The sequence below is a fragment of the Pseudomonas sp. Arb-4-2C genome (assembly GCF_055755015.1).
Window position 1 is genome coordinate 1,511,378 of sequence record NZ_CM146899.1, and the last position, 20,269, is coordinate 1,531,646.

At 58.3% G+C, this 20,269-nt stretch carries 27 protein-coding genes; 20 read left to right on the forward strand and 7 right to left on the reverse strand.

Features of this window, described 5'->3' with window-relative positions:
* Positions 1–15: 15 nt before the first annotated feature.
* The 6 genes from AC0J41_RS06895 to AC0J41_RS06920 all read right to left on the reverse strand — a co-directional run bounded on the left by AC0J41_RS06895 (position 16) and on the right by AC0J41_RS06920 (position 3,970).
* Positions 16–1,224 (reverse strand): tyrosine-type recombinase/integrase, encoded by a 1,209-nt coding sequence (locus AC0J41_RS06895; RefSeq protein WP_473014946.1) that lies wholly within the window; start codon positions 1,222–1,224, stop codon positions 16–18.
* 301 nt (positions 1,225–1,525) lie between these two features.
* Positions 1,526–2,134, reverse strand: a complete 609-nt coding sequence (locus tag AC0J41_RS06900; RefSeq protein ID WP_473014948.1) for a hypothetical protein — start codon at positions 2,132–2,134, stop codon at positions 1,526–1,528.
* Positions 2,131–2,550, reverse strand: coding sequence for a hypothetical protein (locus AC0J41_RS06905; protein WP_473014949.1), 420 nt, complete (start codon positions 2,548–2,550; stop codon positions 2,131–2,133). The genes AC0J41_RS06900 and AC0J41_RS06905 overlap by 4 nt, the downstream gene beginning before the upstream one ends.
* 58 nt (positions 2,551–2,608) lie before the next feature.
* Positions 2,609–2,926 carry a pyocin activator PrtN family protein gene (locus AC0J41_RS06910; protein ID WP_083366740.1) on the reverse strand — a complete coding sequence of 106 codons (318 nt, stop codon included), beginning with the start codon at positions 2,924–2,926 and terminating at the stop codon, positions 2,609–2,611.
* A 158-nt stretch (positions 2,927–3,084) separates the two neighbouring features.
* On the reverse strand, positions 3,085–3,369 hold the full coding sequence (locus AC0J41_RS06915) for a phage antirepressor KilAC domain-containing protein (protein WP_103520660.1): 285 nt from the start codon (positions 3,367–3,369) through the stop codon (positions 3,085–3,087).
* 10 nt (positions 3,370–3,379) lie between these two features.
* Entirely contained in the window at positions 3,380–3,970 is a 591-nt protein-coding gene (locus tag AC0J41_RS06920) for a hypothetical protein (RefSeq protein WP_473014950.1), read from the reverse strand.
* 379 nt (positions 3,971–4,349) lie between these two features.
* On the opposite strand from AC0J41_RS06920, the gene AC0J41_RS06925 reads away from it, so the two are divergent.
* Positions 4,350–5,102, forward strand: coding sequence for a hypothetical protein (locus tag AC0J41_RS06925; protein WP_473014951.1), 753 nt, complete (start codon positions 4,350–4,352; stop codon positions 5,100–5,102).
* 23 nt (positions 5,103–5,125) lie between these two features.
* Here the strand turns inward: AC0J41_RS06925 and AC0J41_RS06930 are convergent, their stop codons facing one another.
* Complete coding sequence (locus AC0J41_RS06930) at positions 5,126–5,773, reverse strand: LexA family protein (protein ID WP_473014952.1); 648 nt, start codon at positions 5,771–5,773, stop codon at positions 5,126–5,128.
* Positions 5,774–5,872: 99 nt separating this feature from the next.
* On the opposite strand from AC0J41_RS06930, the gene AC0J41_RS06935 reads away from it, so the two are divergent.
* The 19 genes from AC0J41_RS06935 (at position 5,873) to AC0J41_RS07025 (ending at position 20,265) form a co-directional block, all read left to right on the forward strand.
* Positions 5,873–6,106: a hypothetical protein gene (locus AC0J41_RS06935; RefSeq protein ID WP_473014953.1), complete on the forward strand. Its 234-nt coding sequence runs from the start codon at positions 5,873–5,875 to the stop codon at positions 6,104–6,106.
* A gap of 331 nt (positions 6,107–6,437) precedes the next feature.
* Positions 6,438–6,956, forward strand: coding sequence for a phage regulatory CII family protein (locus tag AC0J41_RS06940; protein WP_473014954.1), 519 nt, complete (start codon positions 6,438–6,440; stop codon positions 6,954–6,956).
* Positions 6,949–7,176 (forward strand): TraR/DksA family transcriptional regulator, encoded by a 228-nt coding sequence (locus AC0J41_RS06945; protein WP_098968436.1) that lies wholly within the window; start codon positions 6,949–6,951, stop codon positions 7,174–7,176. The genes AC0J41_RS06940 and AC0J41_RS06945 overlap by 8 nt, the downstream gene beginning before the upstream one ends.
* Positions 7,166–9,382 carry a VapE domain-containing protein gene (locus AC0J41_RS06950; protein ID WP_473014955.1) on the forward strand — a complete coding sequence of 739 codons (2,217 nt, stop codon included), beginning with the start codon at positions 7,166–7,168 and terminating at the stop codon, positions 9,380–9,382. Before AC0J41_RS06945 ends, AC0J41_RS06950 begins: the two co-directional genes overlap by 11 nt.
* Positions 9,375–9,734, forward strand: a complete 360-nt coding sequence (locus tag AC0J41_RS06955; protein WP_473014956.1) for a PA0613 family protein — start codon at positions 9,375–9,377, stop codon at positions 9,732–9,734. The genes AC0J41_RS06950 and AC0J41_RS06955 overlap by 8 nt, the downstream gene beginning before the upstream one ends.
* 526 nt (positions 9,735–10,260) lie before the next feature.
* Positions 10,261–10,599 (forward strand): phage holin family protein, encoded by a 339-nt coding sequence (locus AC0J41_RS06960; RefSeq protein ID WP_085701142.1) that lies wholly within the window; start codon positions 10,261–10,263, stop codon positions 10,597–10,599.
* 132 nt (positions 10,600–10,731) lie between these two features.
* Positions 10,732–11,256, forward strand: a complete 525-nt coding sequence (locus tag AC0J41_RS06965) for a terminase small subunit (RefSeq protein WP_085701143.1) — start codon at positions 10,732–10,734, stop codon at positions 11,254–11,256.
* On the forward strand, positions 11,177–13,189 hold the full coding sequence (locus tag AC0J41_RS06970) for a phage terminase large subunit family protein (protein WP_473014957.1): 2,013 nt from the start codon (positions 11,177–11,179) through the stop codon (positions 13,187–13,189). The genes AC0J41_RS06965 and AC0J41_RS06970 overlap by 80 nt, the downstream gene beginning before the upstream one ends.
* Positions 13,190–13,199: 10 nt before the next feature.
* Complete coding sequence (locus AC0J41_RS06975) at positions 13,200–13,415, forward strand: hypothetical protein (RefSeq protein ID WP_083366729.1); 216 nt, start codon at positions 13,200–13,202, stop codon at positions 13,413–13,415.
* 2 nt (positions 13,416–13,417) lie between these two features.
* A complete protein-coding gene (locus tag AC0J41_RS06980) occupies positions 13,418–15,028 on the forward strand; it encodes a phage portal protein (protein ID WP_473014958.1) in 1,611 nt (536 codons plus the stop codon).
* A gap of 2 nt (positions 15,029–15,030) precedes the next feature.
* On the forward strand, positions 15,031–16,263 hold the full coding sequence (locus AC0J41_RS06985; protein ID WP_473014959.1) for a S49 family peptidase: 1,233 nt from the start codon (positions 15,031–15,033) through the stop codon (positions 16,261–16,263).
* 12 nt (positions 16,264–16,275) lie between these two features.
* Positions 16,276–16,626 (forward strand): head decoration protein, encoded by a 351-nt coding sequence (locus tag AC0J41_RS06990; RefSeq protein ID WP_473014960.1) that lies wholly within the window; start codon positions 16,276–16,278, stop codon positions 16,624–16,626.
* Between the two features lie 13 nt (positions 16,627–16,639).
* On the forward strand, positions 16,640–17,668 hold the full coding sequence (locus AC0J41_RS06995; RefSeq protein WP_463389537.1) for a major capsid protein: 1,029 nt from the start codon (positions 16,640–16,642) through the stop codon (positions 17,666–17,668).
* A gap of 1 nt (position 17,669) precedes the next feature.
* Positions 17,670–17,888 carry a hypothetical protein gene (locus tag AC0J41_RS07000; protein ID WP_473014961.1) on the forward strand — a complete coding sequence of 73 codons (219 nt, stop codon included), beginning with the start codon at positions 17,670–17,672 and terminating at the stop codon, positions 17,886–17,888.
* The gene (locus AC0J41_RS07005) at positions 17,888–18,202 is read left to right on the forward strand and encodes a head-tail joining protein (protein WP_473014962.1); all 315 of its coding nucleotides are present in this window, start codon (positions 17,888–17,890) and stop codon (positions 18,200–18,202) included. Before AC0J41_RS07000 ends, AC0J41_RS07005 begins: the two co-directional genes overlap by 1 nt.
* Positions 18,199–18,855 carry a hypothetical protein gene (locus AC0J41_RS07010; protein ID WP_473014963.1) on the forward strand — a complete coding sequence of 219 codons (657 nt, stop codon included), beginning with the start codon at positions 18,199–18,201 and terminating at the stop codon, positions 18,853–18,855. The genes AC0J41_RS07005 and AC0J41_RS07010 overlap by 4 nt, the downstream gene beginning before the upstream one ends.
* 1 nt (position 18,856) lies before the next feature.
* The gene (locus AC0J41_RS07015; RefSeq protein ID WP_473014964.1) at positions 18,857–19,396 is read left to right on the forward strand and encodes a hypothetical protein; all 540 of its coding nucleotides are present in this window, start codon (positions 18,857–18,859) and stop codon (positions 19,394–19,396) included.
* Positions 19,393–19,980, forward strand: a complete 588-nt coding sequence (locus tag AC0J41_RS07020) for a phage baseplate assembly protein V (protein ID WP_473014965.1) — start codon at positions 19,393–19,395, stop codon at positions 19,978–19,980. Before AC0J41_RS07015 ends, AC0J41_RS07020 begins: the two co-directional genes overlap by 4 nt.
* A gap of 54 nt (positions 19,981–20,034) precedes the next feature.
* The gene (locus AC0J41_RS07025; RefSeq protein ID WP_473014966.1) at positions 20,035–20,265 is read left to right on the forward strand and encodes a hypothetical protein; all 231 of its coding nucleotides are present in this window, start codon (positions 20,035–20,037) and stop codon (positions 20,263–20,265) included.
* Positions 20,266–20,269 lie beyond the last annotated feature (4 nt).

Here is a 20,269-nt window from a genome sequence, read left to right on the forward strand (position 1 = left end):
GATTCCATAAGGGTTTCAGAGGGGTACTGTTTCTGTCTGTACCAATTTTGTACCAATCAAGCTGTTTTCGAGCTTTCCGAGTTCACCCCAGTCGGTGCTGGAGTTGATCCATCGGGCGTAGGTCGATAGCAACATCTGAACGCTATGACCGAGCTGAGTGGCAATAAACGCAGGGTTCATACCCGCCATGAGACACATGGTAGCGTAAGTATGTCGGCAGTTGTATTGCCGGCGGGCGCGAATCCCCAATTCGGTCAGTGCAGCCTGGAAGTGTTTGTCGGTCACACTGGATTGTTGAATGAACTCGAAGTTCTTGGTTGGCGGGAATACATAAGGCGATTCGGCGCGTTTGCGACGGCTCTGCAGAGTGCGTTGTTGCGCCTCCAGCTCGGCCTGCTCAAGGGCGTGAAGCGCTCGGCTATTGAGCATGACCTGGCGCACGTTCCGGGTTTTGGTGCGCTCCTCGATCTTGTAGTCCGCGACGATCCGACACACGTTGACCAATCGCTTTTCCTTATCGACCTCTTCCCAGCGTAGCGCCGCGATCTCGCTGGGGCGCATGCCGGTGTAGAAGGCGAACTCGAAGTACGCCGCGTAGATCCGCATCGAATGAGTCAGCGTCTTATATAAGTGGTCGATTATTTGGTCAGCCTCGCCGACCGTGAACGGATCGATTGGCTTTTTGGCTTTTACCGGCAGCTCGATGGACTCAACCGGGTTACGGTTGATCAGGCCGTCTTTCACTGCGGTACCGAACACCGTGGTCAGACGCTGGATCGCCGCGCGCTTCACGCCCGGCGTCGGCCATTCAGTGTTCGCTACCACTTTGCGCAGCATCACCGACGTGATGCTGTCGATGGGCAGCATTGCCAGATACGGCATCCAGTACAGATTGAGCGAGCCGAGGTAGTTCTTGCGTGTTCCGGCCACGATCTCGCGACTGTTGAGCCACTCCTGGGCGTACTCCCCGAAACGGGGAGTCGCCGAGTAGTTGGCATAGGTGGAGTTGGGGAACAGTTCGGCATAGCGCTGATCATCCAGCACTCCATGCTTGATCAGGCTGGTTACGTTAGAGCGTAAGTCGGCGGCAGCCTTAATCCCCTTCGGCGTTTGGGGATAGGGGAGGGTTTCGCAACGGCGTTGCCCGTTCCAGGTGAAGCGAATGCGGATGGACTGTCCAGCAAATTCAACTCCGGTGGGCAATCCCATTGGCTCTCGAGCCATGCTTCGTATCTCCTTAGGCTGTAGTAAATGCGGCTATCGATGGTGTTCCAGACACCTTTGGGGATGACACCTCTGGCGCGTTTTCCCTGCAGCGCCCGGCGGGTTGTGCCGACCAACTCGGCCATCTTGTCTTCGGGAATCTTGTCCAAGTGATAGATGGGCAGCGATGACTCAGCAGCATCCTCAATGTGGGCATAGTTTTCACCAAGCAGCCCGGACGGGTGTTTCTGAGTAGTCAGAGTTGGATTGGTACAACTTCCGTGACCGCTGCACATGTGGAAGTGTTGGAATGCATGTTCGATCACGGGTTGACTCCTTGAGCATGCTGGCCAACGAGTGTGTCGTGTTTCCACGCTCTGCGATTCCATGCGGCGAAGCCGGTCCGGTACGCGTAATGCTCACGGGCGAACGAATCGGATGTCTTCGCACCAGGTGCGGTGATGTACGTGTCTCGCTGGGCGCAGTAATGCAGGTCTTCGGGGACTGGGAACTCTTTCTCGAACTCGGCGCGCTCATCGATCTGCGTCTCGTCGACGGCTGCTTGTGATGGGCTTTCGGAGTTGCTGTCAGGGTGCGTATACCCCACAGCAGGCTGCGCGGGCGGGCGATTTTGAGCGATTAGCGTTGCATTGGGTGTGGCTGCCTCGCGCAGCTTTTCGTGGGGTATAAGCGCCTCGGTGGTGCTGCTGGAAGAAGCAATAATGCCTGCTGCTGCGCAGCAGAGGCTGTTTGTTTCTAGTGTGTCGACGCTGGTTTTCTTGCGGAGCAAAGCGGTCGTGGATTGGGTGTTGTGCTGGTCCTTTTGCATGCCGCTTTCCTCCGAGGTTCGAGTGCGCGTTGGTTCATCAGCCTCGGAAGGGGCGTGAGCCGTGTTGCGGTGGGTGTTCGATTGAGGGCAGATCTGGCTCATGCGGCGTTCTCCTGATTTGCCCGCTCCAACAGGGCTGCGATGGCGAGCGCTTGATCGCGCAAGGCGCGGGTTTCGCGCTCAAGTTTTTTCCCTGTGCGGAATGCTGCGAATGTCTCGGTGGCAATGCGGAGCTTTTCAGCGATGTCGAGCAGCGTCTGGCGTTCGGGTTCACCGAGCGTCAATGCTTGCTGGAGGCGTTTGCTGAATTGCGCCAAGTGGGCGTGGTCGGCTTTGATGAAGTCGAGGGAGGCTCTTAGCTCGCGGATGGTCTTGGCACTTTCGGCGCGCAGGATATCGTCGCTTTCTTTCCTGCCGGCGGACATGCCGTCGCTGTGCCCCATGAAGTAGCCGGCCCAGACTAGTAATCCAGCCAAGGTGATAAAGGTGATGAGTGCGCAGATCTGAACTGCAGTCATGTGGTGTGCTCCTGGTGATGTCATTGGCTGGTGGTGGCAGCCGTTTGGTTAGTCGGTGTTACTCGTTGGTGTCGTCCTGCTGTCGCTGCATGTCTTCGTCGGCCTTGTAGGCGCGGATGTCGATCAGTGAGGCGACGTGCCGGATGTGGGCGTACTTCGGTGCCTTGCGGCTGGTGTCCAGCGTGGTGATGGGAAGTTGGATGCGGCCGCTGCTGATCTCGGCCACGAACGATTGCTCGTTGAGGTTGCGGAAGTACTGCTCGCGCACTTTGTCCAGCGGGATCAGGACGTCGCCGAAGATGCGATAGAGCAATTCGACGGTGGCTGACTCCGGGGCCGGGTGCAGGCGGAGCGGGTTTTGTGCTGTGTTACTCATGGCTTAGTTGGGCCTCCTTGCGTTCTTTTCTGCCCGGGTGATTCCAGGCATTCAGGCAGTGCCGTTTGGTCAGCTCGCGCAGATGTTCGGGCACTTCAAGGAGCGCGGCGTTGCGCTCCTCTCGTGTCCGCATGGCGATGATCTGGCGGGCGTATTCCCTAGGCCACGTCACGGTTGTCTGCCGGTATGGCAGGTAGGTCGATGCCCAACTGTTCGGCCAGCCAGCGGATGCCAGGTTGTTTCACCTTGGTCGACTGGCTGTACTGCATGCCGAGCTGGTCGTGGTACCACTGGCCGTCCTTGATCCGCAGGTAGTCACGGTCACGGTTGGGGTAGGCCGGCAGGTTCCGCTCTGTGAGCAAGCCTTTTTCCCGCATGCGAGCGATGAGCTTGGGCCGGGTAAGGCCGAGTTGGGTAGCGGCCTGGGCGAGGGTGCGTTCCATGGCGTCCCCCTCATGCCGCATGGGCGGCTGGGGTGGCCGCTGAAGCGAGGTGGTTGATGGACTCGGTGACCTTGCCGTAGATCTCGACATCGCTGCCGTATACGGTGAAGCACCGGGTGTGCGGGCTTGTGTTGCCGATGCTCAGGATGGTGGTGACGCCCGAGCGCGATTGGGTGCGGTGCAGCGCAACGTGTAGGGGGTAGTCGAAGCCCATGTCGAGGCTCAGCACGCCGCCAGTGCGGACCAGTTCGAATACGCGTTGTTTGTCCGAGACCTCGAAACGGCCATATTCGCGGCTGGCGTGCGAGCGGTGCATCAGGTCGCTGGTGTTGCTCGCGTCGAAGGGGCCGTTGGCGATCTCTTCGATGAAGTCGGCTAGCTTGAGGTGTGTCTTCTTATCGTTCTCCAGGGTCAGCGTGTGGCGTTCGCTGCCCAGCTCAACGACGAAGGTGCTCTCCGTTGCGCCGCGTTCGACCTTGAGGCGGAACGCTAGGCACTCACGCTTAGGCGCTGTCCGGAGGACGTGGTTGAACGTCTCGCTCAGGTTCACTTGGGCGTTGAGTAACTGCAGTGTACGGTTGTCGATTTTGAACTTCATCATGCCGCGTGCCCTCCGCCGTTGGGATCAAATGGGGTAGGAGAAGTGGGCGCTTGCTGCTTCGGTTTGGTGGTGACAAACGAACAGCCACTCTCGCGGGCCAAGCGGCGGATTTCGAAGATTCGGAATGGATCAGCAGCGGCCGGGAGGACGTGCAGGGTTGCTGTGGTGTGCATGGTTTTGCCTCGCTCTGTGGTGGAAGAGTTAGGCAAAATTAACCTTTATGGTTAACTTTTCAAGCTTTTTTTACTTTCTAGGTGATTTTTTCTCGGTAGGTAGATGGCATAGCGCCATTTTCAATGGACAATCGGGTATACGAGACGTAACGTGTTGACGCAGAAAATGCGATCTGATGGTTGCGGTATCAATAAAAAGGTGGGAAATGGATAAGCTGTTAAGGATGTTTAAGGCTAAAGCCCCATTAACTATCGTGGGTGTCTTATTAATTGGTATTGTGTGTTCCGCAATTTATGACGCGGTGGTTAAGCCCGGATTTGGTTTTTTCTCTCAAATACTATTTGATCTTTTTACGTTCGGTTCGCAACGCGCAAAAGACTATACATTCAGCAATGCCGCACTGGATCCATCAACATTGCCTTCAATGTCTATCATGGTGATTGTTGTTTCAGTTGTTACAACATTATTCGTTATATTTAACGTGGAGCAATCGTTCAAGAGTCGCGCGCTGCTAAGAGATATTGCGAGGGACGATGAAATAGCGGCAAGGATCGATGAAATACAGAAGCTTTACGGCGATGATCCACAACGGGTTGCAGCTGAAATGGCAGCATTGCGGATAAAACGAAAAAATCGTACTCCTAAAATGGTGCCTTCTTTATATGCATCTGCAAAAAGAACGTTTCGTATATTAGGTTTTTTCTCATGGATAGTCGCGATTGTAACATTCATTGGAGGCTGGGTTATGGTCAGCGCTACCAATCAGTCGTTGCTGGTTTGGCGCAGCTTCAATGCGGATATAAATATAGTTACACCTTATGTTTCGCAAGCAGAAGTCTCTAATATTCGCTCAAGATTTTCGCAGATGAAGACCGAAAAGGATTATAAAGAAGTGAGAGCGACCCTTGATGCGATCGCAAAACTTAATAAGTTAACCCTTCGAGGCCAGGATGAATAAGTCTGGCGTGAGTTATTATTTTTTTAAAGGTCTGTAATTTTCCAGCGGGCGCGACCACATATAATCCACTCTTCCGTCATTCGAATAATACGATCTGGCCAGTCCGGATTTAGGGCAAATAAATATTTCTCGCTCCCCTCTTGCTTCAGTTGTTTAAGTGTGGCTGCTTCGTCTCGTGTTCTTTTGGCTGCGACAAAATGGCCAGGTAGAGCATCCAAGGAAGGATCGATGACTATCTTGTCACCTTCCATAAATTTTGGCTCCATGCTTATACCTTCAACACGAAGTATGAAAGCTCTCGGGCCAACGGGGCCAGGTGCATCAATCCACTCTTCAGCATTCCGAGGGTCAAAATTCCCGTGCATTTCACACCATGCACCTGCGGCAATTGACCCGATAACCGGTAGCTTACGGCCAGTGTGACTTAGGATCGTAGCGTTGTTAAATTCGCCTATGCCGTACGGCATATCAAGATATCCATCGTGCAGGTGGAGTGCTTTCTCAATTTCTCGAGCGATCTGATCGCCAATCCCTTTAGTCGGGTTTTTTCCGCCAAATGCGCTGACCTGCGCCGGAGCTTTGCCCAACAATTCGGCAATGTCAGTTAAGCGGAGCTTCTGCTCAGCCATGACTCTTCGGAAATTCTGTAAACGAGTATCGGAAATTTTCATCCTTTGATTCTGGCTTGATTAACCTTGCGGGTGAATTCCCTTGTGGGTATTGCAAAAAATAACCTTAAAGGTTAATTTGGTGCTCGGAGGGTAAATTGCATGAATCTACGTCAATACATAAATAGCTTGGATTCCGAAGAACTCACGGCTTACGCCGCACGTTGCGGCATCGCTATCAGCTACCTTCGCCTTCACGTCAAATATGCAAGCAAAGATCCAAGCGTTTCCTTGATCAAGTCATTGGCTCGTGAAAGTGAAGGTGATGTCTCGCTCGCGGAGGTCTTAGAACACTTCGGCGTTACTGAGAAACATCCGCTTAGTACAGCAGAATAGTAAGAAAAAAGGCGACCCAGAGGTCGCCCAGTTCCTCCCGGCACGCACCACCACAGCGCTGTCGGGTCGCGATAAAGGAAGGCGGGCACACCACATGCAACCACCTCTCTTTATCGCGCTTTTCCAAGGCATGGAAGCCTTGGTGTTGCTGCCTTTTCCACCACAGATTGGGCAGCTGTTGCGCCAGGGGTGAGCAACGGATTGCTCGCCCCGGCACGGTGCCGGTATCGATCCCTAAGATCTAGCCGGCGTTTGGGCCCTTTCAAGCCACGCGGCAAATGTATCACCACTGCATGTCGCGCGGCACTGGCAACTTACAAGGATTAATGCCATGAGCCGTATCATTCTGAGCTCCGTTGAGCGGGCGCAGCGGCAAGTTTTGCCACTCGATCTCGCGCTTTACCATGCTGCCCGGGACTACCCCGGTGGCGCCGCCGCCATCGCCGCCACCACCGGCCGTAATGCGACCACGCTGCAGCACAAGCTGTCCCCAACCCATCCCAGCCACACAGTGAACATTCAAGAGTTCGGCGAGATTCTGGAGCTGACGAAGGATCGCCGCATTCTGGATGCGGTGCATGCATTGGTCGGTGACACGACTTGGCAGGAGTTGGCTGAGGCGTACACCAACGACATGCCCGAGACGCTGACCACCGGGATTGCCGAGTACTTCCGGCAAGTGGCGGATCTGGCGGATACCTGGGCCAAGAGCATTGGCGACGGGGTGGTTTCCGATGAGGAACTCGCCGCGATTCGCCTGCAGGTGTTCCGTGGGATTCAGGGGCTGTTGGGGTTGTTCAACCGCGCCACGTATGTCAACCAGACGACGCGGGGTGTTGATCGTGGCTGACATTGCTGACTTCGCAAATGACCTGGTGCAGGAGCGTATCGATCAGGCGCTCGCTGCACGCAACGCCACCAAGCCTGCCTTGGTGGCGCATTCGTTTCTGTTCTGCGAAACGTGTGATGACCCGATCCCTGAGGCTCGTCGTTTGGCGCAGCCCGGTTGCACACAGTGCGTTGGGTGCCTTTCTCTCGTGGAATTGAAGGGGGCACACCATGCTCGATGAGGTATTGGGGCAATTCGCCGATTACGGGCTTGAACCTGCGCAGCCGCTGGTGTTCGGCAAGCTGACACGGTGTAAGACCGCGCAGGACAAAGGGAAGGAAAAGAACGGCTGGTATGTCGTTCACGAGCAGCGCACGGAGAAAGGCGAGACGCTGATTTTCGGAGCGTTCGGTGATTGGCGTTCGGGTGAGTCGCAAAAGATCAAGGTGAAGGCCGGGCGGATGTCGCCGGAAGAACGTGAGGTCATGCGCGCTCGGCAGGAAGAGGCAAAGCGTCGGGCTGCCGAGATCTCGGCCAATGCGGCACGTCGTGCGGCGAATCGGGCGGCGGGGATGTTCAAACGCATGCCGGAAAAGGGCCGTAGCGACTATCTGGATCGAAAGCAGATTGTCGGCTTCGGGGTTCGGTATGCGCCGCGCACCGGGGCGTTTTTGGTACCAATGAGCAACGTGCGCGACGAGATTGTCGGCCTGCAGGTGGTGTTCCCCACCAAGCAAGAGGACACCGGTCGCGACAAGTCCTATTGGCCTTATGGCATGTCGAAAGAGGGCGCTTTCCATCTGATCGGACCGCACCCGGATCCGGGCGAGCCTGTATTGGTATGCGAGGGCTACGCGACCGGCGCAAGCCTGCATATGGCCACGTCACTGACCGTGGCCGTTGCGTTTGATGCGGGCAATTTGCTGGTGGTTTGCAAGGCCATGCGCGAGCGCTTTGCTGGTTGCCCGCTGATCATCTGCCGAGATGATGACTGGAAGACCACGAAGCCGAATGGCGATGCGTGGAACCCCGGTGAAGAGAAAGCGAACAACGCGGCGCTGATTGTCGGTGGCCAGGTGGTCGCGCCGATCTTTTCCGGAGAGCGGGAAGCCAAGTGGACCGACTTCAACGACCTGCATGTCGCGGAAGGGTTGGAAGCGGTGCGTCGTCAGGTGTTGGCGGTGGTCAAGCCGCCGGCCGCTGGTGGCTGGAAGGACATGCTGGCCCGCAGTGAAAGCGGCGCGTTGATTGCGCACATGCAAAACGTCGAGTTGATCCTGGCCAACGATGAGCGTTGGGCCGGCGTGATCAGCTACAGCGCGTTCAGTTCGAAGATCGTGAAGCTGCGTGCGGCGCCTTATGGCGGCGGCACGGGTGATTGGGCGGACATTGATGATGTGCGGGTGATGAAGTGGCTCGCGCAGCAGTACAACTTGCGGGTCAAGGCCTCGCATGTGATTGAGGCTGTGAGCGTGGTTGCGCATGACCATGCATTTCATCCGGTGCGCCAGTACTTGCGCAAGCTGCAGTGGGATCAGGTGCCCCGGCTGGAAAGTTGGCTTACCGATGTCATGGGAGTTAAGGCCACCGACTACTCGTCGAAGGTTGGCAAGCGCTGGATGTTGTCGGCCGTGGCGCGGGTGATGAAGCCGGGTTGCAAAGCTGACTCGGTGATGATTCTCGAAGGTGCGCAGGGTGCTGGTAAATCTACCGCGATGAGCATTCTCGGCGGTGAGTGGTTTATGGATACGCCGTTCGCCCTTGGCGACAAGGACGGGTTTCAGGCGATCCGCGGTAAGTGGATCGTCGAGCTGGGGGAACTGGATAGCTTCAACAAGGCCGAGAGCACCAAGGCTAAGCAGTTCTTTTCGGCGTCTACTGACACTTATCGCGAGAGCTACGGCCGCAGAACGATGGACGTGCCACGCCAGTGTGTTTTCGTGGGTACGACCAACCAAGACGAGTATCTGAAGGACGCCACCGGCAACCGGCGGTACTGGCCGGTGGCGTGTACCAAGGTGGATCTGGATCTGTTGCGTTCGATGCGCGATCAGCTGTGGGCCGAGGCGGTGTTCTGCTATGACGCGGGTGACCTCTGGTGGGTGACGCTGGATGAGGCGGCTATGTTCGGCGAGGAACAGGACGAGCGCTTTGTGGTGGATGAATGGGAAGGGCCGATTCTGACCTGGCTGGAAGAGTCGCAGATCGGTGAGACGACCACCGGGAGCGAGGTGCTGGCAAATGCGCTTAAGTTGGACTTTGGGCATTGGGGCAAACCTGAGCAGATGCGCGTCGGCGCGATCATGCATCGGTTGGGTTGGCGGCGCGTGCGGTTGCCTGCATTGGTGAAGAGTGGACAGCGGCCTTGGGCTTATAAGAAACCGGCAGGGTGGGGCGGTGCTTCGGCGTTGCAGCGTGAAGCGTTTGAGGAGCCTTGCTTTGATTAAGGAGATCGATTCGCTGCTTCGGTTGTGGGCGCAGGAGCTGCACTCCGAAAATTCGAAAGGGGGGCTTGCTGGGGGGAACATGGTTGCGATGATGATGGAGAGCAATGGGCAACTGATCAGGGGGCGGCGGGCCTTCCGTGCGCCGCTTGAAAGTTCGCTGGACATCGAGCTGATCGTGACCAAGCACCTCGCGCCGGAGCTGGTGACGGTGGTGCGTGAGCATTACTGCATGCTCGATGTGGATATGCGCTTGCGGTATGCCCACTGCGGTTGTGGCCGCGACACGTACTACCAGCGTTTGCATGAGGCGCATCTGCAGATCTTCGGCGTGATGATGGGGCTGGCTGCGTGACCCCAGGCATTGCTCCCGCTGTTGCTGTCCCACTGGCCCGTCTTGTCTCGCTGCGTTTTGATGCAGTGGGACAGGTGCGGGCCTTGTCGTTGCTGGGCTGTCCCACCGTCCCGCTTGCGACTCCCTCCCGCCCATGTGTGCATAGCGGGCATCAGCACGCGCTTACGCGCGAACGCGTGTTCTTTAATTTTCTTCCTATACACGAGAAAGCAGAAAGATAAGTAGGACAGTGGGGCGAAGCCCCGCATTTAGGCGCTCTCAGGCGTCCCACTTCGATTATGAAAAGTGGGACGTATGGGACAGCACCGTAACAACAGAATGCCGTGGTGGTGTATTCGCCGACATTCGCTAGGCGTTCACCCTGCGTTACCCACTTATTCACCGGGTGGCATTAAAACAGGGTTGCTGCCACCGGAATCGACCTGTAAAAAGTAGTCATCTTCGATAGGTGCGACCGCAGAGAGCGGCAGGCACCACACCACCAAACCCGGCCATTGCGCCGGGTTTTTGCGTTTAGGGGTTGGCGATGACAAACGAGCAACAAGCGCTGGCAGAGATGCCGATCTGGTTAGTGATCGTCCTGGCCCTGGTCGGCGGCGTATCGGGGGAGATGTGGCGGGCTGACAAGGATGGGGCGCGGGGCTGGGCATTGTTGCGCCGCCTCGCACTTCGATCCGGTGCCTGCATTGTCTGCGGGGTGTCAGCGATGATGTTGATGATCGCCGCCGGCATGACGATCTGGACGGCGGGCGCCTTGGGGTGCCTCACGGCGATGGCCGGTGCGGATGTAGCCATCGGGTTGTACGAACGATGGGCTGCGAAGCGGTTGGGCGTTTCGGAGTCGGCATCGACCGACCGCAGCTAGGTCGGCGGCCGGGCGGGGGCGCCATTTTTCCGGGTCCTCCCTGAGGGCCGCCCCCTACACGGGTTAGCGAACTCGCGGGATCTCTGCAGCTGAGAATTTGGCAGGGATGTCCGTCTTTTTAAAGGGATAGATATGGGCAGGTCAGTTAGCAAGGCCGACTTAAGCGAGATCGTCGGCCGTGATGAACGCACCCTGACCCGATGGCAGAACGACGGCATGCCTGTGACCGAGTTCGGCCTCGGTCGGGGCAACGAAAACCAATACGACACCGAAGCCGTCATTCAGTGGCTGATGCACCAGGCCGCACTCAACGGCAAAAAAGAATCTTCACGCGACCGGCTCGACCGGATCCGTGCCGACCGCGAAGAACTCGCGATGGCCAAGGATCTGGGCGAGGTTGTGATTGCGGCTGATCTGGTTGAGCGTTTCGAAGCCATGATCACCGCTGCCAAAGTGGAGCTGCTCAATTCCTTTCCGGACGCGTTAGCCGCCGAATTGTCGGCGCGCTACGACGTGGAAGTTGACGAGCAGCTCATTCGCGACCCTATTGAAGCCATCCTGAGGAGGCTTTCTGACTATGACAAGGATGATGCCCCGTCAGATGGATATTCTGACGAACCGGACGATTCGGAGGGCCTTGAGGAAGACGGCGACTAAAGCGCTGCGCGGCGCCTGCCGCAAGTGGGCACCGCCGCCCCGCATGAGCATTATCGAGTGGGCGGACAAGTACCGCTGGCTCGCACCGGAAGAAGCGGCACGCCCCGGCAAATATCGCTTTGACGTGACGCCCCACCTGATCTGGCCCGGTGGGCCATTGGAAGCTTTGGACGATCCAGCCGTCAGCGAGATTGTCGGCCGCAAGTCGGCACAGGTGGCCTGGACGTCTGGCGTTTTGGGAAATGCCCTGGGCAAATGGATCGACATTGACCCGTCACCGATTCTGGTGTTGTTTCCCAAAGCCGAAGCGGCCAAACAGTACGTCGGCGAAAAGCTCGAACCAATGATTGAAGCCACGCCACGGCTGCGCAAGAAAGTCGACCTGCGCAGCCGCAAGCTTCAACAAAGGCAGGACTTCAAGCGCTTTCCTGGTGGCTTCCTGAAAATGGTTGGCTCCAACAGCCCGGCGAGCGTGAAGTCCACGCCAGTGCCACGTGTGGCCATTGAGGAACCGGACGACTGCAACCTCAACCTGCGCGGGCAGGGCGATAGCATCAAGCTGGCGAAGGAGCGACTCAAAACCTTTCGTCGTTCGAAAATCATCATCGGCGGCACACCGACCATCAAAGGTCTATCGGCCATCGATGCGGAGTTGGAGCTATCAGACAAGCGTGTTGGCTTGGTGCCCTGTCACGAGTGCGGACAAGAGCACGCTCTGAGCTTCGACAACCTGCACTGCGATGAGGATCCTGAGTACCAGCACGAGGTGTACGGCAAGAAGCGTCCGGAAAAGACTTTCTACTCTTGCCCGCACTGCGGCGGGATCTGGGACGATAACCAGAAAAACGCCAACCTCAAGCATGGGCGCTGGTCAGCTACAGCAGAGTTTCGCGGTATCGCGGGCTACATCCTCAACGAGCTCTACGCAACGTTTTGGGGATCTCGCTTTGAGGTGCTGATGGAAAAGAAACTCCAGGCTGAGCACGCGGCGGCGCAGGGCAACATCGGCCCGATGATCGCCTTCGTCAACAGCTCCAAAGGCGAAAGCTACGAATACCAGAGCGATGCTCCGAAGACTGACGAACTGGAGAAGCGCGCCGAACCCTACGCGGAACTTACCGCGCCCCAAGGTGTGCTCTTGGTCACCGTCGGCGTCGACGTGCAAGGCGACCGCTTGGCGCTAGTGATCACTGGATGGGGGCGGGGTGAAGAGTCATGGCGTCTGTATTGGGGCGAGCTGCACGGCAACCCCATCGATCCGCATGACGCTGTCTGGCAAGAGCTGGACAGGGTCATCTCCAGACCGATTCCCATCGCAAGCGGCGCCCAACTGGCAGTGTCGGCGGTCAGCATTGACAGCTCTGACGGTAATACCAGCGATGCGGTTTATGCGTATGTGCGTGATCGTCAACGCTACAACGTCATGGCGATCAAAGGTGCTTCCGTGGACAGCCGCGACAAGGAGATTTTTACCAAGCCGTCGCAATCGGTGGACACCTCGCAAGACAACACCAAGGCTGCCAAATACGGGCTGAGGGTCCACATCGTTGGCACGCACAAAGCCAAGACCCTGATCGAAGGCCGACTTCGGCTGAAAGGCGCAGGGCCTGGCCGAATGCACTGGTACAGCGAGATCCGCTCTGACTACTACGAGCAGCTCACCAACGAAGTCCTGGCGCCGCACCCACGCAACCCCAGCAAGATGGTTTGGCAGAAAAAGGCCGGACGGCGCAACGAAGCGCTCGACTGCGAGGTGTACGCCTTGCATGCGGCGCGCAGTCTGAAAACTCACCTGCTGCGCGATCACGAATGGGATCAGCTGGAGCAGCAACTGCTACAGCCAACTCTGTTCACCACCGAACAACCGGTCGCACCGGTACCGCGCCGAGCCGTCGCTCGTGGACGGGGCACCCGCAGTCGCGCAGGCTACTAGGAAAACAAACATGACAGACGCACAACAGCGCCTCGCGGAAGTCCGGGCGGCGATCTCTGACGTCCTGAAGAAAGGCCAGCGCTTGCGTCGTGCGGATCGCGAACTGTATCGCGCCGAGCTGAACAGCCTTCGCCTGCTAGAGCAGCAATACGCGAAGGAGGTCGCGCTGGAACAGGCCCAACAACAGGGACGCGGCCGTAACCGCATCTCCTACATGAAGATCTGACTATGGGATTTTTTCGAAAAGACCCGGCCGAGTTGCTGATGCGTGAGGCGATCAAGCTCGCCAAATCGGCAAACGACGCCCGACCTATCGTCGCTCAAGGCGGCGGTGGCGGTGTTGAGACTCGGTGGCGCGGTGCCTCCCGGGTGCTTCGTAGCATGGCCAGCTGGATACCCGGTCTTGGTAGCCCGCGTCGGGACCTCGATCACAATGAGCGGCGAATGCTGGTGGCTCGTTCGCGGGATGCCATGCGCAATCACCTGATCGCCCGTGCAGCCATCACTCGCTTGCGTACCAACGTCGTTGGCACCGGACTGGTTTGCCGCGCACAGATCGACCATGACGCGCTTGGCCTCGACGAGCTGCAGGCCGATGCAATCAACGCCCAACTTGATCGTTTGTGGTCGTTGTATGCCGATGACCCTCGGGAATGTGACGCTGAGGCCTCGCTCAATCACTATCAGCTGCAGGCACTGGTGTTGATATCGTCGATGGTAGGCGGTGATGTATTGGTGGCCAGTCCCGACGATGAGCGTCCTGGCTGTGTGTTCAGTACCCGGCTGCAATTGATCGAATCGGATCGCGTGTGCAACCCGGCTGGGCAACTGGATGGCGTCAACCTGGTGGACGGAGTCGAGTTTGACCGGCTCGGTGCGCCGTTGGCCTATCACGTCTGCAGCGGCTACCAGAACGAATACACCGCCGGCCAAGCGCTTAAGTGGGAACGTTTGCCGGCCTTCGGAGAGGCCACTGGCCGGCGCCGTGTGATGCACGTCATGGCGGACAAGGAGCGGCCAGGACAAAAGCGTGGCGCGCCCTATTTGGCTCCGGTGCTGGAGCCGCTGCAGAAGCTGGAGCGCTACAGCAGTGCCGAACTGATGGCGGCAGTGATCTCGGCGATGTTCACCGTGTTCATCAAAAAGACCAATGACTTTCAGGTGGGCAATCTGCCGCTGACGGCGCTGGCCAACGAAGGTGACGGCGTTGGAGGCGACACCACCGGCGATGGTGAGTTGGCCTTGGGCGAGGGCGCCATTGTCGATTTGGGCCAAGGTGAAGAGCCAGTGATCGCCAACCCAGCGCGGCCCAACGCGCAATTCGATCCGTTCTTTACCGCCGTCGTCAAGGAAATCGGCGCCGCGCTCGAACAGCCAATGGAAGAGCTTTTGCTGCATTACAGCAGCAGCTATAGCGCTGCCCGCGCCGCCATGTTGCAGGCGTGGCGGTTCTACAGCCTGCGTCGTTGGTGGCTGATCTGTGACTTCTGTCAGCCCAGTCGAGAACTGCTGATTGATGAAGCGGTGGCAAGGGGGCTGATCAAATTGCCGGGCTACGCTGATCCGGCCAAACGCAAAGCGTACTGCCAAGCGATCTGGATCGGTCCGGCCCGTGGCGCTATTGATGAACTGAAGGAGGCCAACGCCGCCGGCAAGCGCATTGAAATCGGCGTCAGCAATGAAACGCTGGAAACAGCCGCAATGACCGGCGAACCGTGGCAGCAGGTGTACCGACAGCGTGTCCGCGAGGTCGAGCAACGCCGCAAGGATGGCCTGCATGTCCTGCCCAAAGGACGCGAGCAGGAAACTCCACCGCCTAATAATCCCAACGAGGAATAACCATGCCCCGCGCATTTGAGCTGGCTGCATCGCAGCCTTGGCTGATGCTGCCTGGCGCCCTGGACAACCTGCTGACCATTGCAGATCGGATGGGCGATCCGGCAGCGCTGGAAACCCGCACCGGCATGCGGCTGGATAACAGCCGCACCGTCAGTGTGCGCAATGGCGTGGCCATCATTCCGGTGGTCGGCCCGGTGTTTCGTTACGCCAATCTCTTCACGGAGATCAGCGGCGCGACGAGCACTCAGGTGTTAGCCACCGACCTACAAACGGCGCTGGATGATCCCAAGGTCAGTGCAATCATCCTGAACATTGACAGCCCTGGCGGCGTAGCGGCTGGCATCAACGAGCTGGCAGACCAGATCCATTCTGCCCGTGATCGTAAACGCATTGTCGCCTACATCGGCGGCACTGGTGCCAGCGCGGCTTATTGGATTGCTTCAGCGGCCAGCGAGATCGTTATCGACGAAACCGCACTCGCTGGCAGCATCGGTGTAGTCGTCGAGGCTGTCGTCGGCGGTGAAGAAGCCAACGGTCGCAAGCGCTACCAGATCGTCAGTCGCAACGCGCCCAACAAGCGAGTGGATCTGGCCACCGAAGAAGGTCGGGCCAAGGTCGGCGAGACGGTCAACGCCATGGGCGACGTGTTCGTGGCCAAGGTGGCCCGCAACCTGGGCGTGGATCCTGAGCGCGTTCCCGAGATGGGCGACTTCGGCGGTTTGCGCGTGGGCACCGCCGCCGTTGAGTCCGGCTTGGCGCACCGCCTTGGCTCACTCGAAACATTGATTACAGAACTGGCCAAACCGGCCGCAACCCAACCGAGGAAATACAACATGACCACCGTCAGCAGCACGGCGGAGTTGCGTGAGGCGCTGGCCGCCGGCACGGATCCGCAAACCATCGAGATCGCTCAAGCCGGTCAACCGGATCTTGAGAGTGTTCGCACCCAAAGCCGTGAGGAGGGTGCTACCGCCGAGCGACAGCGCATCACCGGTATCAACGCCATGGCCAGCAAGGGTTTCGAGACCGAGATCGCCGCCGCCATCGATGCCGGCACCTCGGTTGAGGCCACCGCTCTGCAGCTGTTTAAGGCGGCGCAGGATCGCGGTATTTCACTGAGTGCGATCAAGGCTGATGCCACCGGCGCGTCGACATCTAATCCGACGGGCGATGCGGCTCAGGGTGAACGTAAAGCAGTTGTGAACGCCATTGTTGAAGGCGCCTCGCGCCGCTGATTGGAGATCCTCATGAGTAATCCTGAACGCCAAACCTACGTCCCCGACCAACTGTCGGCGGGCGCCTTTCCGGTGATCATCGATACCGTCGTGATTGCTTCCGGACAAAAGCTCAACCGTGGCGCCGTCCTCGGTCAGGTCAAAACCAGTGGTGAGTTTGTCCTGGCCAAAGCGGCAGCAACTGATGGTTCCGAGACGCCACTGGCAATCCTCGATCAGGCCACCGATTCGACCAAAGGCGCGCAGATCGCGCCTATCCGCCTGACCGGCGAAGTGCAGGCCAGCCAACTCACTCTCGGCGAGGGCTTCACCTTGGCGCAGGCGAAAGCCGCGCTACGTGCCCTGAGCCTGTTCGTTCGTTAATTCGGAGTTCTAAATGGATATTTTTGATACCCGCACCATGCTCGAAGCGGTTGAGCAGATGCCGACTGCGCGCCGTTTTTTGCTGAACACGTTTTTCAACGGTGGCAGCCCAGTGACGTTCCCGACCAAAACGGTCGACATCGACATTATCAAGGGCAAGCGAAAAATGGCTCCCTTTGTTCACCCGCGTCTGCCTGGCAGTGTGTCGTTGCGTGAGGGTTACACCACCAGCAACTACACCCCGCCTTACATCCAACCCAAGCGCGAAACCACTGCCGAGTTGGTACTCAAGCGTTCGGCTGGTGACAACCCGTTTTCTTCGCGTACTCCATTGGAGCGGGCAGGGCAGTTGCTCGGCAAGGATCTGCGCGACTTGGACGATGAAATCGTACGCCGTGAGGAGTGGATGTGTGCTCAAGCCCTCACCACCGGCAAAGTCCGCGTGATCGGCGAAGGCGTGGACGACACCATCGACTTCCTGATGTCCAGTGATCACAAGATCAGCCTGGGCAGCGGGCAATGGAACAGTTCTGACGGTGACCCTATTGCCAATCTGCGTGGCTGGAAACGCAAAATCGCCAAGGACTCTGGACGTACAGCCAACACCGTCGCCATGAGCGGTGAAGCACTGGATGCCTTCCAGTCGAATGCGACGGTGATGAAGCAGCTCAACACTCGCCGCGTCGATATGGGCCTGATCAAGCCCGAGGAACTGCCCGACGGTGTGACCTATCTCGGTTATCTGAATGACCCCGGCGTCGACCTTTATAGCTATGACGAGTGGTACCTGGATGACGACGAAGAAGAACAGCCGATGATTCCGGCCGGCGGCCTGATTCTGGGTTCCACCTCGACGCGCAACGCCATGTTGTATGGCGCGATCCAGGATCTGGAAGCCGTGGAAAGCGGCTTGGTTGAAGCGGCGCGCTTTCCGAAAAGCTGGGTGACCCAAGAACCAAGCGCTCGTTGGCTGAAGCTCCAGAGTGCAGCATTGGCTGGCCTGCTCGAACCGGATGCCTTCATCTACGCCAAGGTGGTGTGACATGGCCAAGAAAGCCGAATTTCTGGTGATCGATGGTTGCGTGCAGGATGGTCGCGTCGTTGTCGTAAAGGGCGAGCCATACAGTCCGCCGAATAAAGAAATCGAGGAAGCGTTACTCGCTGAGGGGCGTATCGCCCCGCTCAAGGATCCGCGAGCACAAGAACTGCTGCGCCAACAGTCAGCCGTTGCTGATGAGGACGAAGACAGCGGAGGTGAGTGATGGGCTTTCGCGAATTGAGCGATGCCATGGATGCCTTGGTTCTGGATGGCTTGGGCGATATGGCAACGGTCGGCGGTCGAGAGATCGCCGGTTTCTTTTCTGCGCCTTGGTTGCAGCCGCGCATGGGGCGAATCAACACCGCATTGCGCGAGCCGCAATTTGAGATTCGCGTCGTCGATGCTGCAGGTATAGAGCCGGGACAGCTGGTGGTTGTTGATCTTGCGAGGCAAGACGGGGGAGGCCAGTACGACCTGGTCAAACTGGAGCCAGACGGCACCGGCTGGGTAGCATTGCTATTGAGGCCTAAAGCATGAGCGTTGGCAGTCACTTCAAGCCCTCGGCTGGCGGCGGGATGATCTCGTTGCAGACATCGGCGGTAGACCTGAAAGCCTTTCAGGACTTTGCCGCCGTAGTGCCAAAAGCAGCGGCCAACGCCCAGCGCCGAGCCATCAACAAAACCCTGCGCTGGCTTGCCACACACATTGCCCGCGCTGTCGGCAGACAGGAACGGATTGCAGTCGCTGCTGTTCGGCAGCGGCTGCGGGCCTACCCGGTCAGCGGTGGAGCAAACAGCGGCAAATTGTGGTTCGGCCTCAACGCCATGGAGGCGAGCCGCATCGGCCGGCCCCGGCAGAGTCGGTCCGGTGTGTCAGTGGCGGGGCGCCGCTTTCAGGGGGCGTTCTTCAAGAAGGTTTACGGCAACAGCGCAGACGTCTGGATCCGAACGGCCAGTAAGCATTTCGACGCCAATGACTACCCCGACAGTGAGGTCAGTGGGGCGGGCGGTGCCAGTTCAGGTTGGATCGCCGAACACGGCAGCCGTTTTCCTCTGGCGAAAGCCAAGGTATCGCTGGAGCAGGCACGACCACACTTCGAAAGCTGGATTCGCAAGGCTGACGAACAGTTGGTGCATGTCCTGCAGCAGGAACTCAATTTTGAAGTGCAGAAGCACTTGAAGGGGAAATGACGTGACGGATGAAGTCGACGAGCCGTTCAGTCTTGAGCAGTTGTATCAAGCCATTGAGCGGCGCATTCAGGATCATTTGCCGGACCTTCAGATCGTCGCGACTTGGCCCATCATCGAAAGCAGTATTCCACTGCCAGCGGTGCTGGTCGAACTGGCAGAGATGGAGCCAGGCATCGACCCGGGAACCGGTGAGACGGGCCTGTCGTGCAAGTTCGAAGCGCGGGTGATTACCGACCCGATCCAGCCCGATCACCATCAGCAAGCAGTGTTTATCGTCGGGCAATTGGCTGTGTTACTTCGGATGCAGTCCTGGGGTATCGAGGTCGAACCGGCCGAGTTTGTTCAGGCTATGCCGGACTGGACCAAGCCCGAGCTGGACGGCTACACAGTCTGGGTCGTGGAATGGACGCAGCAGATCTACCTTGGCGAAGCACAATGGCCGTGGCCAGATCAGCCACCGGGCACCCTGCTGTTTGGCGTTGATCCGGATGCTGGGCCGGCCAACCGGGACAAATATTTTGCACCGGAGAATCTGGCATGAGCGGCGGCTATGTCAGCGCCCAGCATGACCGCATGCTCGCCGGCCTGGTCAAGGACTGTTACGTGGTCGCGGTAGATCTGACCTCCTCACCACCGGTGTGCCGGGTGTCCGACGGGGAATGGGTCAGTGGCTGGGTACGCTGGCACAGCATCGCCGCCGGCAAGGCGCGGCACTGGCGGGCGCCTAGCCTCAACGAGCAGGGCACGCTGATCAGTGCCAGCGGCGAGGTAGCACAGGGGACATTCATTCCCGGCCTTTATGGTAATGGCGGCGCGCCGCCGGACAATCGCGATCACGTCGAAGCCTGGCGTTTCGACGATGGCGGATCTCTGGTCTACGACTGGCAGGCCAACAGTTACACCATCACTTTGCCGAGCGGTACGGTCACCATCAAGGTCGGTTCAACACTGGCCGAAGTCACCGACAACGCTGTCAGCGTGAAGTCGGGAACGATCGATCTGGAGGGCGCCGTGAACATCAAAGGGCCGGTCAACATCGACGGCCCGCTGCACGCTACTCAAAGCATTACCAGCGATGCCGATATTCTGGCCGCCGGCCAAAGTGACAATCATCACAAGCACTAACTCAACTTTTTATTCAGCCCGCCGCGTTCGGGCTTTTTCATGCCTGGAGTTCCCATGGCCAAACATCAAGATGATTCAACTGCATCTGAGTCTTCCCTAGTCAGCCCAGTGGTGCTGCCCTCTTCGGTGACCTTTCGCGACACGCTCTACACCTCGCGCACGATCATCCTGCCGGACGGCCGCACGCTCGCCGTGGCGAAAAACAAAGTCACGGTCGATAGCGCCGACGATGTGGCGCTGAAAACCCTCAAAGCCCATGCCGAGTTCGAGCAACTCAAGGAGTAAACCC